At 66.4% G+C, this 19,837-nt stretch carries 22 protein-coding genes and 1 tRNA gene; 13 read left to right on the plus strand and 10 right to left on the minus strand.

The genetic code is table 11. From position 1 onward, the window contains the following. Nucleotides 1-478 precede the first annotated feature (478 nt). Complete coding sequence (locus SMA01S_RS15160) at nucleotides 479-1,297, minus strand: arylamine N-acetyltransferase family protein (protein WP_066824062.1); 819 nt, start codon at nucleotides 1,295-1,297, stop codon at nucleotides 479-481. Then, nucleotides 1,294-3,012, minus strand: a complete 1,719-nt coding sequence (locus SMA01S_RS15165) for an acyl-CoA dehydrogenase (RefSeq protein WP_066824064.1) — start codon at nucleotides 3,010-3,012, stop codon at nucleotides 1,294-1,296. The genes SMA01S_RS15160 and SMA01S_RS15165 overlap by 4 nt, the downstream gene beginning before the upstream one ends. Before the next feature lie 41 nt (nucleotides 3,013-3,053). On the opposite strand from SMA01S_RS15165, the gene SMA01S_RS15170 reads away from it, so the two are divergent. Then, on the plus strand, nucleotides 3,054-4,031 hold the full coding sequence (locus SMA01S_RS15170; protein ID WP_066824067.1) for an L-threonylcarbamoyladenylate synthase: 978 nt from the start codon (nucleotides 3,054-3,056) through the stop codon (nucleotides 4,029-4,031). A gap of 111 nt (nucleotides 4,032-4,142) precedes the next feature. Beyond that, complete coding sequence (gene aqpZ / locus SMA01S_RS15175; protein WP_066824069.1) at nucleotides 4,143-4,868, plus strand: aquaporin Z; 726 nt, start codon at nucleotides 4,143-4,145, stop codon at nucleotides 4,866-4,868. Nucleotides 4,869-5,030: 162 nt separating this feature from the next. Here the strand turns inward: aqpZ and msrA are convergent, their stop codons facing one another. Next, on the minus strand, nucleotides 5,031-5,579 hold the full coding sequence (gene msrA / locus SMA01S_RS15180; RefSeq protein ID WP_066824074.1) for a peptide-methionine (S)-S-oxide reductase MsrA: 549 nt from the start codon (nucleotides 5,577-5,579) through the stop codon (nucleotides 5,031-5,033). Nucleotides 5,580-5,661: 82 nt separating this feature from the next. Here msrA and galE point away from each other — a divergent pair, with 82 nt between their 5' ends. Further along, nucleotides 5,662-6,660: a UDP-glucose 4-epimerase GalE gene (gene galE, locus SMA01S_RS15185; protein ID WP_066824077.1), complete on the plus strand. Its 999-nt coding sequence runs from the start codon at nucleotides 5,662-5,664 to the stop codon at nucleotides 6,658-6,660. Between the two features lie 188 nt (nucleotides 6,661-6,848). On the opposite strand, the gene SMA01S_RS15190 is transcribed toward galE, so the two are convergent. Next, nucleotides 6,849-6,924: transfer RNA gene (locus SMA01S_RS15190), tRNA-Lys, on the minus strand. Between the two features lie 108 nt (nucleotides 6,925-7,032). Here SMA01S_RS15190 and SMA01S_RS15195 point away from each other — a divergent pair. Continuing rightward, nucleotides 7,033-7,368: a hypothetical protein gene (locus SMA01S_RS15195; protein WP_066824079.1), complete on the plus strand. Its 336-nt coding sequence runs from the start codon at nucleotides 7,033-7,035 to the stop codon at nucleotides 7,366-7,368. Between the two features lie 99 nt (nucleotides 7,369-7,467). On the opposite strand, the gene folK is transcribed toward SMA01S_RS15195, so the two are convergent. Next, nucleotides 7,468-7,923 carry a 2-amino-4-hydroxy-6-hydroxymethyldihydropteridine diphosphokinase gene (gene folK, locus SMA01S_RS15200; protein WP_066824082.1) on the minus strand — a complete coding sequence of 152 codons (456 nt, stop codon included), beginning with the start codon at nucleotides 7,921-7,923 and terminating at the stop codon, nucleotides 7,468-7,470. A gap of 26 nt (nucleotides 7,924-7,949) precedes the next feature. On the opposite strand from folK, the gene SMA01S_RS15205 reads away from it, so the two are divergent. After that, nucleotides 7,950-8,609 carry a uracil-DNA glycosylase gene (locus tag SMA01S_RS15205; RefSeq protein ID WP_066824084.1) on the plus strand — a complete coding sequence of 220 codons (660 nt, stop codon included), beginning with the start codon at nucleotides 7,950-7,952 and terminating at the stop codon, nucleotides 8,607-8,609. An 8-nt stretch (nucleotides 8,610-8,617) separates the two neighbouring features. On the opposite strand, the gene SMA01S_RS15210 is transcribed toward SMA01S_RS15205, so the two are convergent. Both SMA01S_RS15210 and SMA01S_RS15215 read right to left on the minus strand, forming a co-directional pair. After that, nucleotides 8,618-9,073 carry an SRPBCC family protein gene (locus tag SMA01S_RS15210; protein WP_066824086.1) on the minus strand — a complete coding sequence of 152 codons (456 nt, stop codon included), beginning with the start codon at nucleotides 9,071-9,073 and terminating at the stop codon, nucleotides 8,618-8,620. Next, a complete protein-coding gene (locus tag SMA01S_RS15215) occupies nucleotides 9,066-9,398 on the minus strand; it encodes an ArsR/SmtB family transcription factor (RefSeq protein WP_066824088.1) in 333 nt (110 codons plus the stop codon). The genes SMA01S_RS15210 and SMA01S_RS15215 overlap by 8 nt, the downstream gene beginning before the upstream one ends. 160 nt (nucleotides 9,399-9,558) lie before the next feature. Here SMA01S_RS15215 and SMA01S_RS15220 point away from each other — a divergent pair, with 160 nt between their 5' ends. After that, a complete protein-coding gene (locus tag SMA01S_RS15220) occupies nucleotides 9,559-9,804 on the plus strand; it encodes a hypothetical protein (RefSeq protein WP_066824090.1) in 246 nt (81 codons plus the stop codon). A 27-nt stretch (nucleotides 9,805-9,831) separates the two neighbouring features. Here SMA01S_RS15220 and SMA01S_RS15225 read toward each other — a convergent pair whose 3' ends face one another. Then, entirely contained in the window at nucleotides 9,832-10,704 is an 873-nt protein-coding gene (locus SMA01S_RS15225) for a sigma-70 family RNA polymerase sigma factor (protein WP_066824095.1), read from the minus strand. A gap of 143 nt (nucleotides 10,705-10,847) precedes the next feature. On the opposite strand from SMA01S_RS15225, the gene SMA01S_RS15230 reads away from it, so the two are divergent. Next, a complete protein-coding gene (locus SMA01S_RS15230) occupies nucleotides 10,848-11,471 on the plus strand; it encodes a glutathione S-transferase family protein (RefSeq protein WP_066824105.1) in 624 nt (207 codons plus the stop codon). 48 nt (nucleotides 11,472-11,519) lie between these two features. Here SMA01S_RS15230 and aguB read toward each other — a convergent pair whose 3' ends face one another. Next, nucleotides 11,520-12,368, minus strand: a complete 849-nt coding sequence (gene aguB / locus SMA01S_RS15235; protein ID WP_066824248.1) for an N-carbamoylputrescine amidase — start codon at nucleotides 12,366-12,368, stop codon at nucleotides 11,520-11,522. Nucleotides 12,369-12,435: 67 nt separating this feature from the next. Here aguB and SMA01S_RS15240 point away from each other — a divergent pair, with 67 nt between their 5' ends. Next, the gene (locus SMA01S_RS15240; protein WP_066824107.1) at nucleotides 12,436-12,837 is read left to right on the plus strand and encodes a low affinity iron permease family protein; all 402 of its coding nucleotides are present in this window, start codon (nucleotides 12,436-12,438) and stop codon (nucleotides 12,835-12,837) included. Nucleotides 12,838-13,038: 201 nt separating this feature from the next. On the opposite strand, the gene SMA01S_RS15245 is transcribed toward SMA01S_RS15240, so the two are convergent. Continuing rightward, on the minus strand, nucleotides 13,039-14,256 hold the full coding sequence (locus SMA01S_RS15245) for an FAD-dependent monooxygenase (RefSeq protein WP_066824109.1): 1,218 nt from the start codon (nucleotides 14,254-14,256) through the stop codon (nucleotides 13,039-13,041). A gap of 312 nt (nucleotides 14,257-14,568) precedes the next feature. Here SMA01S_RS15245 and SMA01S_RS15250 point away from each other — a divergent pair, with 312 nt between their 5' ends. The 5 genes from SMA01S_RS15250 to ribA all read left to right on the plus strand — a co-directional run bounded on the left by SMA01S_RS15250 (nucleotide 14,569) and on the right by ribA (nucleotide 19,764). Next, nucleotides 14,569-16,872: an FtsK/SpoIIIE family DNA translocase gene (locus tag SMA01S_RS15250; RefSeq protein WP_066824112.1), complete on the plus strand. Its 2,304-nt coding sequence runs from the start codon at nucleotides 14,569-14,571 to the stop codon at nucleotides 16,870-16,872. A 117-nt stretch (nucleotides 16,873-16,989) separates the two neighbouring features. Then, on the plus strand, nucleotides 16,990-17,613 hold the full coding sequence (locus tag SMA01S_RS15255; RefSeq protein WP_066824113.1) for a LolA family protein: 624 nt from the start codon (nucleotides 16,990-16,992) through the stop codon (nucleotides 17,611-17,613). 163 nt (nucleotides 17,614-17,776) lie between these two features. Beyond that, entirely contained in the window at nucleotides 17,777-17,899 is a 123-nt protein-coding gene (locus SMA01S_RS25310; RefSeq protein WP_281179190.1) for a hypothetical protein, read from the plus strand. A gap of 19 nt (nucleotides 17,900-17,918) precedes the next feature. After that, nucleotides 17,919-18,701: an exodeoxyribonuclease III gene (locus SMA01S_RS15260; protein WP_066824115.1), complete on the plus strand. Its 783-nt coding sequence runs from the start codon at nucleotides 17,919-17,921 to the stop codon at nucleotides 18,699-18,701. Between the two features lie 10 nt (nucleotides 18,702-18,711). Beyond that, entirely contained in the window at nucleotides 18,712-19,764 is a 1,053-nt protein-coding gene (ribA, locus tag SMA01S_RS15265; protein WP_066824117.1) for a GTP cyclohydrolase II, read from the plus strand. Nucleotides 19,765-19,837 lie beyond the last annotated feature (73 nt).

Genomic DNA, 19,837 nt, shown 5'->3' on the forward strand with positions numbered 1-19,837 from the left:
CCATCGCGTTTGCCGCCCATCTATCTTCCAGCGGCGACTGCTACATCAATCGCGACGCGAGCCATATGGGCACGATCCATGATCCGACTAGCATGCGCTTGGATATATACAGCGCCGCCTCATCGGCCGGCAGCAGCTTGACTACGTGATAGAGGCTACGCGTACAGCGCTCGGCTCAATCGATCATATCCGCCACTGCCGGGCAGCAATCGGGCCCGCCCCGGAACATGAATGGTCGACCGGTTCGACAGGAGGCGAGTGATTTCCGAATGTCGCAGGGTGGGCGTTTCTAGCTGGAGCGGCCCGCTTGAGAATGTCCGTTCCTCATGCTTGGCACCTAAAGCCGTTGGCCAGCGAGTGGCCCAACTCAAGCCGTTCCGACAGCCGATCATCAACGCCTGTTTCTGCCGGTCGTCCGTAAGCGGCCGCGTCGCAATCCATGACTATCGGAACGGCCGCCACCGACCGCCATACGCCCTCAGAATAGCCCCAGCCGCGCGACCTCTTCGTCGCTCAGGTCGATCCCGAACAACATGCTCAGCCGCAGGCGATAGACGCGCGGGTCGTCGATCACGCCGCTCGTATCCTCGCCCGCCGAGTGACGCCGGTAATCGCGGTCGGTCAGCGCGGCGAAGCCGTGGGGGAGGACGATGCTGACCACGACGAGGTCGGTGAAGCGCGTGTTTGGCGCGGTCGCGGTCCAGTGGTTGGACATGACGAGGTCGATCTGCGGCACCTCGTCGAGCGTAAAGCTGAATTGCTCGACCCAGCCCTCGCCGCTCTCGCGCCCATCGGTGGTCGCGGGATTGCCGTCGCGCGACAGCACCCAGCCGCGCGCATCGTGGATCAGGCGGAACAGCGCGCCGTCGGGGGCCGTCGCTTCCGCTCCTTCGATCAGCGGCATGATCGGCGAATAACTGCCGCCGAACCCGGCATCGGCGAGCCAATGCTGCCCGTCGATCGTCACCAGCAACACCATGTGCGTGCGCCCAGGCGTCACGGTAGCGCCGAACCAGACGCGGGCGAGCAGCGGCCGGACGGTGAAGCCCAATGCCGTCAGCGCGTCGCAGAACAGCCGGTTCTGTTCGAAACAATAGCCGCCGCGCCGCCGCGTCACGAGCTTGGCGAACACCGACTCGCTGTCGATCGCGATGCCGCGGCCGAGCCGGATGTCGAGATTCTCGAACGGGATCGCCAGCCGATGCGCGCGCTGGAGCGTGGCCAGCCCGTCGAGGTCGCAGGCCGGGCGCTCGGCGAGGCGGATGCGCTCGAAATAGGCGTCGAGGTCGAAGCTCATGCCGCGAACAGCTCGGCGGGCAATTGGTAGAGCCCGGCCGCCGGCGCGGTTGCGGCGGCGTGCAGCCCCAAGGCCTCGGGCACGATCTGCTCGACATAGAAAGCGCAGACCGCGCGCTTCATGCGCAGGAAGTCGTCATCGCCATCGGCCGCCGCGCGCCCCTGCCGCTCCATCAGCCAGCCGCACACCGCGACCGACAGCATCGTGAGGAACGGATAGCTTGCGGCGAGGCGATCGTCGGCATCGGCCGTCGCCAGCCGCCGGCCGACCTCGTCACAGGCATCGATCAGCATGCGCAGCGCCGACTCCTCTGCCTCGGCGCGCATGTCGGCGATCAGCGTCGCGAAGGCGGCGCCGTTCGACAGGCCGAGCTTGCGCCCGACCAGGTCGGCGGCCTGGATGCCGTTGGTGCCTTCGTAGATCGGCGTGATGCGGGCATCGCGGAAGAACTGCGCCGCGCCGGTCTCCTCGATATAGCCCATACCGCCATGGACCTGGACGCCGAGGCTCGCGACCTCGTTGCCGAGATCGGTACCGTGCGCCTTCGCCAGCGGCGTCAGGATTTCGAGCCGGTCCTTCGCGGCCTCGTCGCCCATCCCGGCACGGTCGACCTGCGCCGAGGCAAGATAGACGAGCGCGCGCGCGGCCTGGGTTTGCGCCTTCATCCGCATCAGCATGCGGCGGACATCGGGATGCTCGATGATCGCGACCGGAGTCTTGTCGGCCGATCCCGCGCGGGCCGACTGAATGCGCTCGCGCGCATAATCGACCGCTTTCTGCGTTGCGGCTTCCGCCACCTGCACGCCCTGCAGCCCGACATTGAGGCGAGCATTGTTCATCATCGTGAACATCGCGCGCATGCCGCCATTCTCCGGGCCGATCAGCTCGCCGATGCAATCCCCATTGTCGCCGAACGACAGGACGCAGGTGGGGGAGGCGTGCAGCCCCATTTTGTGCTCGATCGAGACGACGCGGACGTCGTTGAACGCGCCCGGCTTGCCGTCGCGGTCGAGCCGATATTTCGGCACCAGGAACAGCGAGATACCGCGCGTACCCTCGGGCGCGCCGGGCGTGCGCGCCAGGACGAGGTGGACGATATTGTCGGCCATGTCGTGATCGCCGAACGAGATGAAGATCTTGGTGCCCGAGATCTTCCACGTGCCGTCGCCGACGGGCTCGGCGCGGCTGCGCAGCGCGCCGACATCCGACCCGGCCTGCGGCTCGGTCAGGTTCATCGTGCCGGTCCATTCGCCGGTCGCGAGGTGCGGGAGGTAGGCTGCCTGCTGTTCGGGGGTGCCGTGATGGAGCAGGGCCTCGATCGCGCCGACGGTCAGGGTCGGGGCGAGCGCGAAGCCCATATTGGCGGCGCCCAACGTCTCGAGCACCGCGCTCGCCAGCACGAAGGGCAGGCCCTGTCCGCCGAAATCGCCGGGCGCGCCGATCGTGCCCCAGCCGCCCTCGACATAGGCTTTATAAGCTTCGGGATAGCCCGCCGGCATCCTGACGCCATCGGGAGTCCATTTGGGGCCGTCGGTATCGCCTGCGCGCGCCAGCGGCGCCCATTCGCCCGCGGCGAACGCGCCGGCGCCTTCGAGTACCGCGTCGAGCAGGTCGGGGGTCGCGTCGGCGAAACGTTCGGTCGCGGCGAGGTCGGCGATCCTCGCGATATGATCGAGCACGAAACGCTGCTCACGAACGGCTGGATTGAAGGGCATTCGGCTTCCTCTCCTGATCCGACGCGCTATAGCCCCGGGCGATGGACGCGCAACTCACCCGCACTTTACCTTATGGAGCCGATTCTGTCGCCGAAGCGGCGGCGCTGATCCGGCAAGGCGCCTGCGTCGCGGTACCGACCGAGACGGTCTATGGCCTGGCCGCGGATGCGACCAATGCCGCCGCGGTCACAGCGGTCTATGCGGCCAAGGGGCGGCCGAGCTTCAACCCGTTGATCGTCCATGTCCCCGATCTCGCCGAGGCGAAACGGATCGCCGCGTTCGACCGCCGCGCCGACGCACTGGCCGAGGCGTTCTGGCCGGGGCCGTTGACCCTGGTGCTGCCGCTCAAGCCATCGGCGCAGATCGCGTCGCTGGTGACGGCGGGGCTCGAGACGATCGCGATCCGCGTGCCGCGCCATCGCGCGATGCGCGCCTTGCTCGAAGCAAGCGGGCGGCCGCTCGCGGCGCCGTCGGCCAATGCCTCGGGGTCGATCAGCCCGACGCGGGCCGAACATGTGCTTGCCAGCCTGGGGGGGCGCATCCCGCTGATCCTCGACGACGGGCCAACCAGTCAGGGAATCGAATCGACCATCGTGCGCGAAGTGTTCGGAATGACGCGCATCCTGCGCCACGGGCCGGTGACGACCGACGAGGTGCGCGCCGCGATCACCCGGCCAGGCGTGAAGCTCGATCGTTTCGACGCCGGAGAGGATGAGGCCCAGCCCGAGCAGATCGAATCCCCCGGCCAGCTGCTCGCGCATTATGCGCCGCGCAAACCCTTGCGGATCGATGCGCCCCGCGCGGCGGAAGACGAATGGATGATCGGGTTCGCCGCGACCGGGGGCGACGACAATCTCTCACCGAGCGGGGATCTGGCCGAGGCGGCGGCCAATCTGTTCGACGCGCTGCACCGCGCCGACGCCTCAGCGCGGCCGAAAATCGCGATCGCCCCCGTCCCCAACGAAGGGATCGGCGTCGCGATCAACGACCGGCTGCGCCGCGCATCGCATCGGGAATGACTGCAAAACAAGCCGTTACGTCTTTACACAGCCGAAACGAGGCCTAGTCTCTCGCCATCGGGCCGTCCCGGCACTCGTTCCGTAAGGCGGCACGACCAAGGAGAGGGGCGTATGACGAACATCCAACGCGGGCTCGCCGAGCTTATCGGCACGTTCTGGCTCGTTTTCGGCGGCTGCGGTGCCGCGGTCCTGGCCTGTAATTTCCCCGCCGCGGGCATCGGCTTTGCCGGGGTCGCCCTGGCGTTCGGCCTGACCGTGCTGACCATGGCCTATACGATCGGGCATATTTCGGGATGCCATCTCAATCCCGCCGTGACGCTCGGCCTGTGGGCAGGCGGGCGCTTTTCGGGCAAGGACATCCCGCTCTATGTCATCGCCCAGGTGCTGGGCGCGGTGATCGCCGCCTATCTGCTCTATTTCATCGCATCGGGGCAGTCGGGCTGGGAGATGGGCGCGTTTGCCGCCAACGGATTCGGTGAGCATTCGCCCGGCAAATATTCGCTGGTCGCCGGCGTGACGATGGAGGTCGTGATGACCTTCATGTTCCTGATCGTGATCATGGGCGCGACCGATAAGCGCGCGCCGGCCGGCTTCGCACCGATCGCGATCGGACTCGCGCTGACGCTGATCCACCTCGTCTCGATCCCGGTGACCAATACCTCGGTCAATCCGGCGCGCTCGACCGGCCAGGCTTTGGTCGTCGGCGGCTGGGCGATCGAGCAGCTCTGGGTATTCTGGGTCGCGCCGCTGATCGGCGGGATCCTGGGCGGCGTCGTCTACAAGGCGCTCGGCGCCGACGCGACGGTCAGGCCGCCGGTCGAAGGCGAGGCGCTGTAACCAATTGCCCTAACCAATCACCGTCACCCCGGCGAAAGAGCATCGGGTTGAGCATGCCCCGCATGCTCAAGGATCGTCCGGGGGACGATCCGACCCGATGCTGGTCTCTGGCAGTATTTCCCCGCCTGAGATCCCAGCTTGCGCTGGGATGACGGTTGATCGTCAGGCCGCCGCCGTCTCGGCCTTGGACCGCGCGGCGAAGCTCTTGCGCAGTTTCTTGAGCTTGGGCGGGATCACCGCTAGGCAGTACGGATTCCGCTGGCCTTCGCCGTCCCAATATTCCTGGTGATAATCCTCAGCCGGATACCAGGTGCCGAGCGGCTCGATCGTCGTCACGATCGGATTGGGCCATTCGGCCTGCGCCCGGACGATCGCCGCCTTGGCTTCTGCCTCCTGCGCCGCATCGTGCGGGAAGATCGCCGAGCGATATTGCGTGCCGACGTCGTTGCCCTGGCGATTGAGCGTAGTCGGGTCGTGCGTCGCGAAGAAGATGTCGAGCAGCTCGGCATAGGAAATCCGCTCGGGATCGAAGCCGACGCGGATCGCCTCGGCATGGCCGGTATCGCCGCCGCACACCTGTTTGTAGGTCGGGTTGGCGACATGGCCGCCGATATAGCCGCTTTCGACGCTCTCGACGCCGATCACATCGTTATACACCGCCTCGGTGCACCAGAAGCAGCCGCCGGCAAGCGTCGCAAATTCGAGGGACATTCGTCTCACTCCCTTTTCAAGTTGGCCTAAAGATAGGTACGGCGCGCGCAGCGGCAAAGGGCTGGACAAGAAGGATGCGCGAATGAGCAAGGGCAAGGTGCTGGTCACGGGCGGCGCGGGCTATATCGGCAGCCACGCGGTGCTGGCCTTGCTCGATGCCGGCTGGGACGTGGTGGTGGTCGACAATCTGGTGACCGGGTTCGACTGGGCGGTCGATCCGCGCGCCACATTGGTCGTCGCCAATATCGAGGATGACGACAAGGTCCGCGCCGCGATGCGCGAGCACGACATCCTGGCCGTCATGCATTTCGCCGGGTCGGTGGTGGTGCCCGAATCGGTCGAGAACCCGCTCAAATATTATCGCAACAACACCGTCGCGAGCCGCGCGCTGATCGAGAGCGCCGTCGTCAGCGGCGTGAAGCATTTCATCTTCAGCTCGACCGCGGCGACCTATGGCACACCCGAGCGCGTGCCGGTGGCCGAGGACGATCCCAAGCTGCCGATCAATCCCTATGGCATGTCAAAGCTGATGACCGAGGCGATGCTGAAGGACGTCGCGGCGGCGCATCCGATCAATTATTGCGCGCTGCGCTATTTCAACGTCGCCGGCGCCGACCCGCAGGGGCGGTCGGGCCAGTCGACCGCGGGCGCGACGCATCTGATCAAGGTCGCGGTCGAGGCGGCGACCGGTAAGCGCGACCATGTCGGCGTGTTCGGCACCGATTTCGCTACCGCCGACGGCACCGGGGTGCGCGATTATATCCATGTCAGCGACCTGGCCGCCGCGCACGTCCACGCGCTCGACCGGCTGATCGCCGAGCCTGGCGATAACCTGACGATGAACGCGGGTTACGGCCATGGCTATTCGGTGTTGCAAGTGCTCGACGCGGTCGACCGCGTGACCAATCACGAGGTCAAGCGCGTGTTCCAGGGCCGACGCGCGGGCGACCCGGCCGAATTGGTGTCGGACAATCGCCGCATCCTGGCGACCTTGCCGTGGCGCCCGCAATATGACGATCTCGACCGCATCGTCCGCGACGCGCTGGCATGGGAGCGCGTGTTGGCCGAGCGGCAAGGGTAAGCGACCAACCCCTCTCCCCTTGGGGGAGTCAGAACCCTAGTCGCAGTTGGGTGAGGGATAAGTGGTCCGCAGGACCACGCGGAGCTTTGCTCCGCATCACCCTCTCCAACCTTCGCTAGGCAGCAAGCTGCCAAGCTGCGGTATCCTCTCCCCTCAAGGGAGAGGAAGCCTCGGGCCGCAGGAAAGGGTGGTGGGCTCGCCGGGATTCGAACCCGGGACCTACAGATTAAAAGTCCGTTGCTCTACCGACTGAGCTACGAGCCCCAAGGTGGCGGCGCTTAGGGGGCGAGGCACGCCGGGTCAACCATTGCGCCGCTTGGCATCGGACGCCGCCGCCGCTAGCCATGCCGAATTGCAGCGATAAGGGGCATCATGGCCAGCGATCCCGATCCGATGCGCCCGTCGGTGCGCCCGGTTCCTTATTATCCCGAACCCTCGTCCTCCGAAGGCTCCGGCGCGGCAACCGCGTCGCTGGTCCTCGGCATCCTGGGGCTGATCTGTTCGATCATTCCGATCATCGGGCTGATCTCGTGGCTGCTCGCCCCCGCCGCGCTCATCACCGGCGGGATCGGATTAAGGAGCCCGACCAGCAAGGGACTGGCGATCGGCGGGCTGGTGACCGGCGGGCTCGCGTTGGTCGTCTGCCTGTTGTGGCTGGTCTTGTTCAGCGCAGCGATCGCCTCGGTGGGAAGCGCGCGCAGCTTCTAGAGCGGAGTGCCTGATTTTTGAATCAGGCACTCCGCTCTAGGTATTTGTTGTCGCGTCGCTTTTTACGGAAAACCGGTACCCACTTTTCCGCGCGACGCTCTAGCGGATACGCGCCGCCAACTGGCGCATCGTCAGCCCGGTCATCGGGTCGCGCCAATCCGGCACGATCGCCGCGACCGGCCGGAGCACGAAGGCACGGCGGCGGAAGTCGGGATGCGGCACGGTCAGCCCGTCGCTCGCCCAGGCGCCGCCGGACCACAGGATGATGTCGAGATCGATCACGCGGTCGGTCCAGCGCTGCCCGCGCCGCCGCCCGAACGCACTCTCGATCGCCTTCAGCCGCGCGAGCAGTTCGGGCGGGCTGTCGTCGCTCTCGATCAGCGCCGCCGTATTGACGAAGCGCCGCCGCGCCGGGCCGAGCGGCGCGGTGGCGACCAGGGGTGACATCATGACGACACCGCCGATCGCCGCCAGCGCCGCGCGCACCTCGTCGGCGGGCGCGCCGTGGCGGCCGCGGCGATTGGAACCCAAAGCGATGACATAGCTGGACGGCATGACGTCGCCCGGCCTACCGCAAGCGCATGGACTTTGCACCCGGCCCGATCCCCGACACCGAACCGCCGCACGATTGCCCGCGCTGTCCGCGGCTGGTGGCGTTTCGCGAGCAATTGCGCGCCGAGCATCCCGATTGGTGGAACGCCCCGGTGCCGGTGTTCGGCGATCCCAATGCCTGGCTGTGCATTGTCGGGCTCGCGCCGGGCAAGAACGGCGCCAATCGCACCGGCCGGCCGTTCACCGGCGATTACGCCGGCGACCTGTTGTTCGCGACGCTGGCCAAGTTCGGCTTCACCCGCGGCACCTATCAATCGCGGCCCGATGACGGGCTGGCGCTCGACGGCGTGATCATCTGCAATTCGGTCAAATGCCTGCCGCCCGAGAACAAGCCGACGCCTGGGGAAATCCATAGCTGCCGCCCGTTCCTGGCCGGCCAGGTCGACGTGCTGCCCAATGCGCGCGTATTCGTCGCGCTTGGCCAGATCGCCCACCAATCGGCGGTCAAGATACTCGGCGGCAAGCTCCCGAAATGCCGCTTCGCGCATCTCGCCGAGCATCGTGTGCCCGACGGCCGGATGCTGATCGATAGCTATCATTGCTCGCGCTACAACCAGAATACCGGCCGCCTGACCGCGGAGATGTTCGAGGCGGTGTTCGCCCGCGCGCTGGAGTTACGTGGCGCGTAGCTGGGCGATCACGCCTTGCGCGCCATGAACACCGATCCGGTTTCGATCAACGATTTCAGGTTCGACAGGATCAGCGGCCATCCGCCCGATACCGCGGCGATCAGCTTGGAGTCGGCGCGTTCGATACTGTGCGTGACGGTCAGCTTGACGCCCTCGCCCACCGGCTCGAGCTCCATCGTGCAGATCGAATAGCCCTCGGCATTGAGTTCGGGCTTCCATTCGTTGAGCCAGCGGATGCCGAGCCGCTCGCCGGGCTCGAACGCGACGATTTCGCCGCGGTCGGCGACACGGCCGTCCGGGAACAGAATCTTCCAGCTGCCGCCCACTTTCCACTCCGCCTCGATCCGGTTGCCGAGCCAATATTGCTCGACGAAATCGGGATCGATCAGCGCGTCCCACAGGCGGTCGGGAGTCGTCTTGACGAAGGTCACGTAAACGAAGCTGCTCTTGTCGGCATCAGTCATGGTTTTCTCCTTCCAGGCTCCGCTTGAGGGCCGACAGCGCGCTCAGGCGTGGTTGATCGAATTTGCTGATCCAGCGTTCGGCGATTTCGTGGATCGGGATCGGGTTGATGAAATGGAGCTTTTCCCGGCCCTTGCGCTTGGAGACGACGAGGTTGGCCGCCTCCAGGATCGCCAGGTGTTTGGCGACCGCCTGACGCGTCATGGTCAGGCCGGCGCACAGATCGCCGAGCGACTGACCGTCGGTCGCGTGCAGGCGATCGAGCAGGCGACGGCGGCTGGGATCGGCCAGCGCCTTGAAGACATCGTCACTCGCATCGGCCTGCATAATAGGTAACCATTTGGTTGCTTGTTGCCATATAGGCAACCTTATGGTTGCATGTCAAGGAGTGTGGGGTTCGGCTGGCGATGCCCGATCCGCCCTGGCGACGGTGGCCTTGTCGGATTGCGCGGTTGAACTTCATCCGCGCCCGTCGGTTGTTTCGGCCATGACCCACGAACCGCCCGTTCCGCCCGACAACCAGTCGCCTTATCCGATCGCCGAGCCGCCGCACGAACACCACGCGCCGCCCGCTCCCGAACCCGAGGAGCCGTCCAGCCCGCCGCGCAAGTTGCTGGTCGGCGGCGCCATCGCGGCCGCGGGGGTCGCCGCGATCGGCGGGCTGGCCGCGTTCCTGCTCCGCCGCGGCAAATCGCGGTCCAAGGCTGCACCGAGGCCCAAGCGGAAGCGCTGAGAGGCCGGCCGCCCTCTTGAGCGTACTTTACGCCGGCGGCGAGATCACCGCGTCGCGGAGCACGTAGCGCGCGTGGTAGAAGTCGCGCAGCCGGACGATCCGGCCGTCAGCCCAATCGATCACGATCAGCCCGGTCGGCGGCCCCGTCGGATCGGCGGGGTCGTGGACGATCGCCGCGGCACGGCCTTCGATCACGCCGACCGACAAGCGCCATGACGTCATTTCGGTATAACGCGTGAAATAGGTTTCGAATGCCGCGCGCCCGCGCGTCATTCGCGCCACCAGTTCGAAGCGCACATCGTCGGCGAGCATCGCGCGGACGGCGTCGAAGTCCCGCGCATTGAAGCGGTCGACATAGGCCTGCAGCCGGATCACGTCGCCGTGATCGGCGGGCGGCAAGGGTGACGGCGCATCGGCCAGGATACGCAGGCGGGCGCGGCCGCGATGCAGCGCCGCCTTGGTCGCCGCCAGGGTCGTGTCGAGAATCCCCGCTGCTTCCTCGTTCGAATAGCCCAACACGTCCTTCAGGATGACCGTCCCGCGCTGCAGTGGCGGCAGCTGCATGAAGACCGCCAGCGCGGCGCCGGCGGCACACCGGCGCGCGGCCTCGTCGCCATCCGAGATCATATCCTCCTCCTGGATCTCTTGTTCGCCGCCCCGGCGGGCACGCGCCCGCAAATGGTCGATCGCGGCATTGTGCGCGATGCGGAACGACCAGGCGGTCGCGTCGCCCTCGGGCGGCGCCCGGTCGAGCGCCGCCATGGCGCGCGCGATCGCATCCTGCACCACGTCCTCGCCGTCGAGCACCGAGCCCACCATCCGCGCGGCATAGCGATGCAGCGCGGGCCGCAGCTCGACCAGCAGCGCCTCGATCCGGGCCCGATCCTTCTCGTCCGTCATGTCCCTCGCCATCCGCCATTCTTCTACCGGGAGAGACGGTGGCGGCGCGGAAAAAGATTCGGCCCCGCGAATCCTTTTTCGCCGAGCCCCCGTCCTTGGCGATAGCGGGCGGCGCTGGGTCGCCCCGTTCGACGGAGACTGACATGAAGCTCTATGCGCTGACCAAATCGCTGAATTCCCGCAAGGTTTTGGCGCTCATCCACCATCTCGACCTGCCGGTGGAGATCGACGCCATGACCGTCGAGCAGGTCCAGTCCGACGCTTATGCCGCGATCAATCCCAATCGCCTGGCGCCGACATTGGTGGACGGCGATGTCGTGCTGTGGGAATCGAACGCGATCGGTCTCTATCTCGCCGAGGGTAGCGCGATGATCCCGACCGGGCACCGCCAGCGCGCCGACATGATGCGCTGGCTGTTGTGGGAAGGCGTCCATTACAACAAGGCGCTCGGCACGATCTTCTTCGAATCGGTCGTGCGTCCGCAGCTGGGATGGGGCGAAACCAAGCAGCCGCTGGTCGACGATGCGCTGGTGCAGGCGGCGCGCCTGCTGCCGGTGCTCGATGCTCACCTCGCGACGCGCGAGTTCATGTTGGGGGATCGGCTGAGCTTCGCCGATTTCGCGATCGCGTCGGCCGAGCCGTATCGCGACGCGATGCCGATCGACTTCGACGCCTATCCCAATCTGCAGCGCTTCTACGACACGATCGCGTTGCTGCCGGCGTGGCAAAAGGCACTGGGCCAGCCGCGGATGGCCGTCGCCGCGTGACGCTGGCCGGGCGCCGTCGTCGTGCGGCGCCCGGCTATCGTTCGCGCGTCAAATGTCCTGCACCAACCGCCCGTACAGCTCGGGCCGGCGGTCGCGGAAGAAGCCGAACGCGGCGCGGTGGCGCTTGACCCGGTCGAGGTCGAGCGTCGCGGTGATCACGCCCTCTTCCTCGCGGTCGAGTTCGGCCAGGATGTCGCCGCGCTCGTCGGTGATGAAGCTGGTGCCGTAAAAGGTCTGGCCATGCTCGGTCCCGACGCGATTGGCGGCGACCACCGGCACGACGTTCGACACCGCATGCCCGACCATGGCGCGCCGCCATAGCCGCGCGGTGTCGAGCCCCTCGTCATGCGGTTCGCTGCCGATCGCGGTCGGGTAGAACAATATCTCCGCACCCATCAGCATCATCGCGCGCGCGGTTTCCGGATACCATTGGTCCCAGCACACCCCGACGCCGAGCTTGGCCGACGGGCCGTCCCACACCTTGAAGCCGGTGTTGCCGGGGCGGAAATAGAATTTCTCTTCATAGCCGGGGCCGTCGGGAATGTGGCTCTTGCGATAGACGCCGGCGACCTTGCCGTCGGGATTGACCATGGCCAGGCTGTTATAATGATGCGGACCATCGGCTTCGAAGAAGCTGGTCGGGATCCACACCTTGAGCTCGGCGGCGAGCGCCTGCATCGCCTGCACCGCGCGATGCTCGGCGGTCGGACGCGCATTGGCGAACAGCCCCTCGTCCTCGACGCGGCAGAAATATTCGCCCTCGAACAATTCGGGCGGCAGGATGACTTGCGCACCCTTGGTCGCCGCTTCGCGGACGAGGCGCGAGACGTTGGCGATATTCGCCTCGATATCATTGGAGAACGCGAGCTGGAGCGCGGCGACACTGATCTGGGTCATGACCTCTGCCATAGCGGGGAAGGGTCGAAAGTGGCAGTCCCCGTCGCAGGTTCAAGAGGAGCGGCGAATGGAACGTATTTTCGAGACGGTTGCGGCCAAGGTCGCGAGCTGGACCGGACGTCCCCCGGCCTTCGTTCTGGCGCTGACGGTGATCATCATCTGGGGCGTGACCGGGCCAGTCTTCCATTATTCCGACACGTGGCAGCTGATCATCAACACCGGCACCACGATCGTCACCTTCCTGATGGTGTTCCTGATCCAGAATGCGCAGAATCGCGACGGATCGGCGATCCAGGCCAAGCTCGACGAGCTGATCCGCGCGCTGCAGGGGCCGCGCGACGAGTTCGTCGGGATCGAGAATCTGACCCAGGACGAGTTGGCGCAGATCAAGAAGAAGCTCGAAGAAGAGTGCTCGGGCGACGCGGGCAGCAGCCATGCGTCGTTTATGGCGTTCCTGGATCGGTTGTAGGTTCTAACCTCCCTCTCCCCTTGGGGGAGAGGGTTGCGCAGACTTAGGCTCGTCAGAGCCTTAGTCGGAGCTGGGTGAGGGGTAAGCGATTGCGGAGCAATCGCGCGGAGCTACGCTCCGCATCACCCTCACCAACCTTCGCTAGGCAGCACGCTGCCAAGCTCCGGTATCCTCTCCCCTCCAGGGAGAGGAATGAATGCATCACACCACCATCCCCGCCAACAGCTTCGGCAGCGCGCCCGATTCGCCCCGCGCCTCGGCGATGAAGCGATCCTTGAGCATCGGCGCGTGCTGCACGGCCGAAAGCCCGAACCGTCGCACCGCGCTGGCGGTCTTGCCTGGGATGCCGAACAATCGCGTCAACCCGTCGGTCGCCGCCGCGACCATGAACGTGTCGAGGCTGCGCCAGCGTTCGTAGCGCGTCAGCAGCGCGCGATCGCCGACGTCGAGTCCGATCCGCTTGCCGTCGACCAGCACCTCGACCAGCGCCGCGACGTCGCGGAAACCGACATTGACCCCTTGTCCGGCGATCGGATGGATGCCGTGCGCGGCGTCGCCGACAAGCGCCAGCCGCTCGGCGGTGATCGTCGCGGCGTGGTGAAAGCCGAGCGGATGCGCGAAGCGCGGACCGAGCCAGGTGATCTCGCCCAGGAACCCGCCCATCTTGCGCTCGAGCTCGGCCATATAGCCACGGTCGCCCAGTTTCTGCATTCCCGGGCCCTGAGCGCCGCGCACCGACCAGACGATCGCCGAGCGATGTCCACGATCGTCGTCGTTCAAGGGCAGGATCGCGAACGGTCCCTCGGGATAGAATATCTCGTAGGCGACATTATCGTGGCTGTGCTCGTGCCCGATCGAGGTGACCAGTGCGACATGGTCGTAGGTCCAGCGCGCGACGTTGAGCCCTGCCGCCTCGCGAGTCGGCGACGTGCGCCCCTCCGCTCCGATCAGCAACGACGCACGCACCTGACTGCCGTCGCTCAACGTGGCGCGAACGCCCGCCGCGTCGCGCTCGATATGGACGGCGCGCGTCTGCATCCGAAGGTCGACGCCCGGCGCCGCGCTGGCGGCATCGAGCAACGCGGTGCGAAGATCGCGATTCTCGAACATCGTGCCGAGCGCGGTCTCGCCGTCCTGCGGCACGAAATCGAGCGCGCCGGGTTCGAGCCCGTCCGACACGCGGATGCCTTCGATCGGACAGCCCTTGCCGGCCAGCCGGTCGGCCACCCCGATTGCCCGCAGCATGTTCATCGGCGCGCTGGCGATAGCCGAGGCGCGGCCGTCGAACCCCGCCGCGGTGACCACCGCCGGATCGGCGGGATCGACCACGATGCTGGTGATGCCATGCGCGTCGGCCGCGACCGCAAGCGCGCTGCCGACCAGCCCGCCGCCGAGGATGAGGAGATTAGCCTGAGACATGCGGAATGCCCTACGACTTGAGGTTCGGAGCGGCAATGGGGGGTCAGTCGCCTAACGCGCAAATCCCCCCCATCGCAGATGGGGAGGGGGACCATTTGCGCGAGCAAATGGTGGAGGGGAAATGGCCCCTCCTCGCCGCTACGCGGCTGCGGCCCCTCCACCATTGCTGCGCAATGGTCCCCCTCCCCACGCTTCGCGCAGGGAGGATTTGCCGCATCCCGAGCGCCGCGCATCCATGCTGCCTTGACGTCGGACTCCGGTAGCGCGAGAATCCATCGTGAACGCACGGCGTACATTTCGGGGGATTCGACCATGGCCAGCCGCGCGCAGACGCCGCTCTGGCGCGAAACGGTGAAGGCGGGCGCTGCCCGATCGGGCGCGATGATCGTCGCGGTGGCGGTCGCCGCAGTGTCGCTGCTGCTCGTCCTTTCGCTCGCCAGCTATCATTCGGGCGACCCGTCGCTCAGCACTGCGGCGGGCGGCCCGGCGCAGAACCTGGTCGGCTATCCCGGCGCGGTGATCGCCGACCTCGCTTATACGATGCTGGGCTGGCCGGCCTGGGGCATGCTTGCGGTTGGGCCGGTGATCGCCTGGCGGTTGTGGCGCGGCGAGGGTGCCGGCGGCTGGGGACGGATGGCGTTGTCCGCCGCGATCGGTCTGACTCTGGTCGCGACCGCGCAGGGATTCGTGTCGAGCGGGGCCAGCCTCGACTGGCCAGCGGGCAAGAGCGGGCTGGTCGGCATGTTGATCGCCGATGGCCTCAAATGGCTGATCGCGCTGATCGGCAATCCCGTCGCCGTGCTGTGGACCGACCGTGTGGTAGGGGCGCTGGCCGGCCTGTCGGGCGCGGTGATCTGGTTCATGAGCCTGGAAGTCGGAATCCCGCGCGTGCCCGTAATGCCGCGAATCGGCCGCTCGGCGGAGGTGCAGCGGCTGACCGACCAGCGACCGGGCGATCGCGTGATCGACATGGAGGCGGAACAGTCGATTCGCCAGCCGCGCGCCGTTGCCTTGCCCGACAATCGCCCGGCGCCGGTCATCGCCGAACGCAACGCCGCCCCTGCTCCCGCGAAGCCGGTCAAACCCAAACAGGGCAGTTTCGACCTGCGCGACAATTATCCGCTGCCGCCGCTCGACCTACTCAAGGCGGCGCCGCCATCGACCGGCGGGCCGATCGACAAGGCCGCGCTCGAACGCAACGCGCGGCTGCTCGAGACCGTGCTCGACGATTTCCACGTCAAGGGCCAGATCACCGCGGTCCATCCCGGCCCGGTCGTCACGATCTACGAGCTCGAGCCGGCCGCCGGCACCAAGGCGAGCCGCGTGGTCCAGCTCGCCGACGACATCGCGCGCAACATGTCGGCGATCTCGGCGCGCATCGCCCCGATCCCCGGGCGCACCGTGATCGGCATCGAATTGCCCAACGCGCGGCGCGAGACGGTCAATCTGCACGAACTGATGGCGTCGGACGCGTTCGAGGACCAGTCGGCCTCGCTGCCGATCGTGCTGGGCAAGAACACCGCGGGCGATCCCGTCATCGTCGACCTGGCGCCGATGCCGCATCTCCTCGTCGCCGGCACCACCGGATCGGGCAAGTCGGTCGGACTCAACTGCATGATCCTGTCGCTGCTCTACAAGCTCGACCCCAAGCAGTGCCGGATGATCATGATCGATCCGAAGATGCTCGAACTGAGCATGTACGACGATATCCCGCACCTGCTCTCCCCGGTGGTCACCGACCCGTCCAAAGCCGTGCGCGCGCTCAAATGGGCGGTCGAGCAGATGGAGGACCGCTATCGCATGATGGCTTCGGTCAACGTGCGCGGGCTCGCCAGCTTCAACGACAAGGTCCGGGCCGCCAAGGTCAAGGGCCAGCCGCTCGGGCGCAAGGTCCAGATCGGCTACGAAGACGGCAAGCCGGTTTACGAGGAAGAGCAGCTCGAATTCGAGCCGCTGCCGCAGATCGTCGTCATCGTCGACGAGCTCGCCGACCTGATGATGACCGCGGGCAAGGAAGTCGAGTTCCTGATCCAGCGGCTGGCGCAAAAGGCGCGCGCCGCGGGCATCCACCTGATCATGGCGACGCAGCGTCCGTCGGTCGACGTCATCACCGGCGTGATCAAGGCCAATCTGCCAACGCGCATCTCGTTCAATGTCACCAGCAAGATCGATTCGCGCACCATCCTGGGCGAACAGGGCGCCGAACAGCTGCTCGGCAAGGGCGACATGCTCTACATGGCGTATGGCAAGCAGATCAGCCGCGTCCACGGCCCGTTCGTCAGCGACGACGAGGTCCGCGCGGTCGCCGATCACTGGCGCGCGCAGGGCCAGCCCGATTACATCCAGTCGGTCACCGAAGAGAATGAGGACGGCTTCGCGCTCGACGGCGCGCCGCTGGGCGAGGATTCGGCCGAGGACCAGCAATATCGCGGCGCGATCCAGCTGGTGGTCGAGAGCCAGAAGGCATCGACCTCCTGGCTGCAACGTCAGATGCGGATCGGCTACAATTCGGCCGCGCGGCTCATCGAGCGGATGGAGAAGGACGGCATCGTCGGCCGTCCCGACCATGTCGGCAGGCGCGAAGTACTGCGCGATCGCGAGGGCAACCCGCTCTGATATGAAGTCAGCTTCGCTGACCGGCACCGGCGAAGCTGAACCGGACCAAGATTTACGCGTTCAGAGGGGGTTCAAGCCCATGGCGCCACCCTGGTCGCCTGTTTCAGGAGAATATTCGTGACGTCTCGCGCCCTAGCGCTGCTGTTCGTGCCCGCTTTCGTCGCCACCGCTGCCATCGCCGCGCCGGCGGCGACTTCCCCCGACCTTGCCAAGGTCCAGGAACATCTGCGCGCGGTCCAGTCGATGACCGCGGCGTTCAGCCAATATGATCGCAACGGCAAGACGCTGACCGGCACCCTGTCGCTGAAACAACCGGGCAAGATGCGGTTCCAATATCAGAAGGGCGTGCCGATCCTGATCGTCGCCGACGGCAAGTCGTTATGGTTCCTCGACTATCAGGTCGGACAGAAGCAGCGCTGGCCGATCGGCGGATCGCCGCTGGGCGTTCTGCTCGATCCCAGCAAGGACATCAGCCGCTTCGCCAAGGTGATGCCGACGGCCGATCCTTCGGTCATCTCGGTCGACGCCAGCGATCCCAAACATCCCGAATATGGCCGCATCACTTTGGTGTTCGAGCGCAACGCGGCGGGCCCGGCCGGCCTGATCCTGCGCGGCTGGGTGGCGCTCGACGCGCAGAACAATCGCACGACGATTCGACTGTCCGACCCCAAGTTCAACGTGCCGATTTCCGACGGAACGTTCCGCTTCAACGATCCAGTGCGCGGCGGCCCAAGAAAATAACGGACCGTTCATCTGGGCGACAGCTTCGCCCGCTTAATACAGTTCTCGCGGATGTGGGGCGGTTCAGGATTTTCCCCCTGTTGCCTGAAACGGACCACTTCCCGCCTGCGTGACGAACGCTAGGTCGGCCCCTGTTCCATGCCCCCGGAACAGGGGCCTTTCCATGCGCGGAGCGGAAAGCGGCGGGTCGCCGCCGATCTCGCTCAAGCACGGCCGGCGCCGCAACGCGGCGTTCGACGTCCACGACACGGCTTTGCCGCGGCGTACAGGTGACGAACCGTTATGAACTCCCTAAGTGCGCTCCCGTGAAGATCGTCTCCTGGAACATCAACTCGGTGCGGTTCCGCATCGAGATCGTCGAGAAATTCCTGCGCGAGGTCGCGCCCGACATCCTGTGCCTGCAGGAAACCAAGGTGATCGACGCCGATTTTCCCGAAAGCGCGTTCCGTGCGCTCGGCTACGACACGATCTTCCTCCACGGTCAGCGCATGCATCACGGCGTCGCGATCATCAGCCGCGTGCCCCTGGTCGAAGACGACCGATTCGACTGGCAGGCGAATCGCGAAGCGCGCCATGTCGGCGTGCGGTTGCCGAACGGTGTGCGGCTGGAGAATGTCTATGTCCCGGCGGGCGGCGATATCCCCGACCGCGAGGTCAATCCCAAGTTCGGCCAGAAGCTCGATTTCGTCGAGCGGATGACCGCGTGGTCCGCGACGCTCGATTGCCCGACGATCCTGACCGGCGACTTCAACATCGCGCCGCTCGAATCGGACGTGTGGAGCCACAAGCAGCTGATCAAGGTCGTCAGCCACACGCCGATCGAGGTCGACGCGCTCAACCGGTTGAAGAACTCGAACAGCTGGGTCGATCTCGGCCGCCATTTCTATCCGGCGCCGGCGCGCCTCCACACCTGGTGGAGCTATCGCTCGCCGGACTGGACGGTCAACGACCGCGGCCGGCGGCTCGATCATATGTGGGCGACCGCCGACGTCGCCGCCACGGCGCGGTCGCATCATGTGTTCGAGGAATGCCGCAACTGGCTGAAGCCCTCTGACCATGTCCCGATCATGACCGAGTTCGACCTGTGAAGGCGCCGCGATGAGCGCGCGCGACGTCGCTCGCGCGATCGATGCGCTGCGCCGCGGCTGGCCAATCGCCATCCAGGGCGCCGGCGCGCCAATCGGGCTGCTCGCGATCGAGACCGCCGATGCGGGGCGGATGAAGGCGTTCGACCCTGAGGGCGAGTCGCCGATCCTGCTGTCGGCCGGCAGAGCGGCGACACTCAAGCTCGCTAACCAGCTCGAGGCGGCGATCCCCGATTCGCCGGTGCTGGTCGAACGCACCTTCTGGATCGATTTCGACTGCGCGGTCGCGCTCGCCGATCCCCAGCTCGACATGGCGACCCCGATGAAGGGCCCGTTCCGCGCGATCCATGTCGACGATCGTGACGTCATGGCGGCGGCCTTGGCGCTCGCACGCACCGCGGGCGTCCTTCCCGCCTTCTTCGTCGGCCAGGCGCCCGACGAGGTCATCACCATCGCCGATATCGAGGCGTTCGAGGACCCGATCACGCTCGCCATCGCGGCGCGCGCAAAATTGCCGGTCGCCGGTTCGGAGAATTCGGAGATCGTCGCGTTCCGATCGCCCGATTCGCCCGGCGAGCATGTCGCGCTGATCATCGGCCAGCCCGACGGCCGCCCGCCGCTGGTGCGGCTGCATAGCGAATGCCTGACCGGCGACGTGCTCGGCAGTCTCAAATGCGATTGCGGGCCGCAGCTCCACGCCGCGATCCATGCGATGGAGGATACCGGCTGGGGCATCCTGCTCTATCTGCGGCAGGAAGGGCGCGGGATCGGGCTGGTCAACAAATTGCGCGCTTATGCACTGCAGGATCAGGGGTACGACACGGTCGACGCCAATACGCGGCTGGGGTTCGCGGTCGACGCACGCGATTTCCGCGTCGCCGCGCGAATGCTCGATTTGCTCGGTCAGACCAATATCCGGCTGCTGACCAACAATCCCGAAAAGGTCCGCGTGCTCGAGGCGGCGGGAATCACGGTCGCCGAACGCGTGCCGATTGCGCTGCCGCCCAATCCGTTCAACGAGAAGTATCTGGCGACCAAACGCGACCGCACGGGGCATCAGCTGTAACTTGCGCCGTCACCCCGGACTCGTTCCGGGGTCCAAAGGGAGGCGACGGAATAGCTTGAGGCTCTATGGAGTC

This window comes from Sphingomonas mali NBRC 15500 (assembly GCF_001598415.1).
GTDB lineage: Bacteria > Pseudomonadota > Alphaproteobacteria > Sphingomonadales > Sphingomonadaceae > Sphingomonas > Sphingomonas mali.

What these genes read in the sequence shown, in the direction of transcription:
- SMA01S_RS15160 (WP_066824062.1), bottom strand. Translation starts at nt 1,297, where the DNA reads ATGAGCTTCGACCTCGACGCCTATTTCGAGCGCATCCGCCTCGCCGAG.
- SMA01S_RS15165 (WP_066824064.1), bottom strand. Translation starts at nt 3,012, where the DNA reads ATGCCCTTCAATCCAGCCGTTCGTGAGCAGCGTTTCGTGCTCGATCAT.
- SMA01S_RS15170 (WP_066824067.1), top strand. Translation starts at nt 3,054, where the DNA reads ATGGACGCGCAACTCACCCGCACTTTACCTTATGGAGCCGATTCTGTC.
- aqpZ (WP_066824069.1), top strand. Translation starts at nt 4,143, where the DNA reads ATGACGAACATCCAACGCGGGCTCGCCGAGCTTATCGGCACGTTCTGG.
- msrA (WP_066824074.1), bottom strand. Translation starts at nt 5,579, where the DNA reads ATGTCCCTCGAATTTGCGACGCTTGCCGGCGGCTGCTTCTGGTGCACC.
- galE (WP_066824077.1), top strand. Translation starts at nt 5,662, where the DNA reads ATGAGCAAGGGCAAGGTGCTGGTCACGGGCGGCGCGGGCTATATCGGC.
- SMA01S_RS15195 (WP_066824079.1), top strand. Translation starts at nt 7,033, where the DNA reads ATGGCCAGCGATCCCGATCCGATGCGCCCGTCGGTGCGCCCGGTTCCT.
- folK (WP_066824082.1), bottom strand. Translation starts at nt 7,923, where the DNA reads ATGCCGTCCAGCTATGTCATCGCTTTGGGTTCCAATCGCCGCGGCCGC.
- SMA01S_RS15205 (WP_066824084.1), top strand. Translation starts at nt 7,950, where the DNA reads ATGGACTTTGCACCCGGCCCGATCCCCGACACCGAACCGCCGCACGAT.
- SMA01S_RS15210 (WP_066824086.1), bottom strand. Translation starts at nt 9,073, where the DNA reads ATGACTGATGCCGACAAGAGCAGCTTCGTTTACGTGACCTTCGTCAAG.
- SMA01S_RS15215 (WP_066824088.1), bottom strand. Translation starts at nt 9,398, where the DNA reads ATGCAGGCCGATGCGAGTGACGATGTCTTCAAGGCGCTGGCCGATCCC.
- SMA01S_RS15220 (WP_066824090.1), top strand. Translation starts at nt 9,559, where the DNA reads ATGACCCACGAACCGCCCGTTCCGCCCGACAACCAGTCGCCTTATCCG.
- SMA01S_RS15225 (WP_066824095.1), bottom strand. Translation starts at nt 10,704, where the DNA reads ATGACGGACGAGAAGGATCGGGCCCGGATCGAGGCGCTGCTGGTCGAG.
- SMA01S_RS15230 (WP_066824105.1), top strand. Translation starts at nt 10,848, where the DNA reads ATGAAGCTCTATGCGCTGACCAAATCGCTGAATTCCCGCAAGGTTTTG.
- aguB (WP_066824248.1), bottom strand. Translation starts at nt 12,368, where the DNA reads ATGACCCAGATCAGTGTCGCCGCGCTCCAGCTCGCGTTCTCCAATGAT.
- SMA01S_RS15240 (WP_066824107.1), top strand. Translation starts at nt 12,436, where the DNA reads ATGGAACGTATTTTCGAGACGGTTGCGGCCAAGGTCGCGAGCTGGACC.
- SMA01S_RS15245 (WP_066824109.1), bottom strand. Translation starts at nt 14,256, where the DNA reads ATGTCTCAGGCTAATCTCCTCATCCTCGGCGGCGGGCTGGTCGGCAGC.
- SMA01S_RS15250 (WP_066824112.1), top strand. Translation starts at nt 14,569, where the DNA reads ATGGCCAGCCGCGCGCAGACGCCGCTCTGGCGCGAAACGGTGAAGGCG.
- SMA01S_RS25310 (WP_281179190.1), top strand. Translation starts at nt 17,777, where the DNA reads ATGCGCGGAGCGGAAAGCGGCGGGTCGCCGCCGATCTCGCTCAAGCAC.
- ribA (WP_066824117.1), top strand. Translation starts at nt 18,712, where the DNA reads ATGAGCGCGCGCGACGTCGCTCGCGCGATCGATGCGCTGCGCCGCGGC.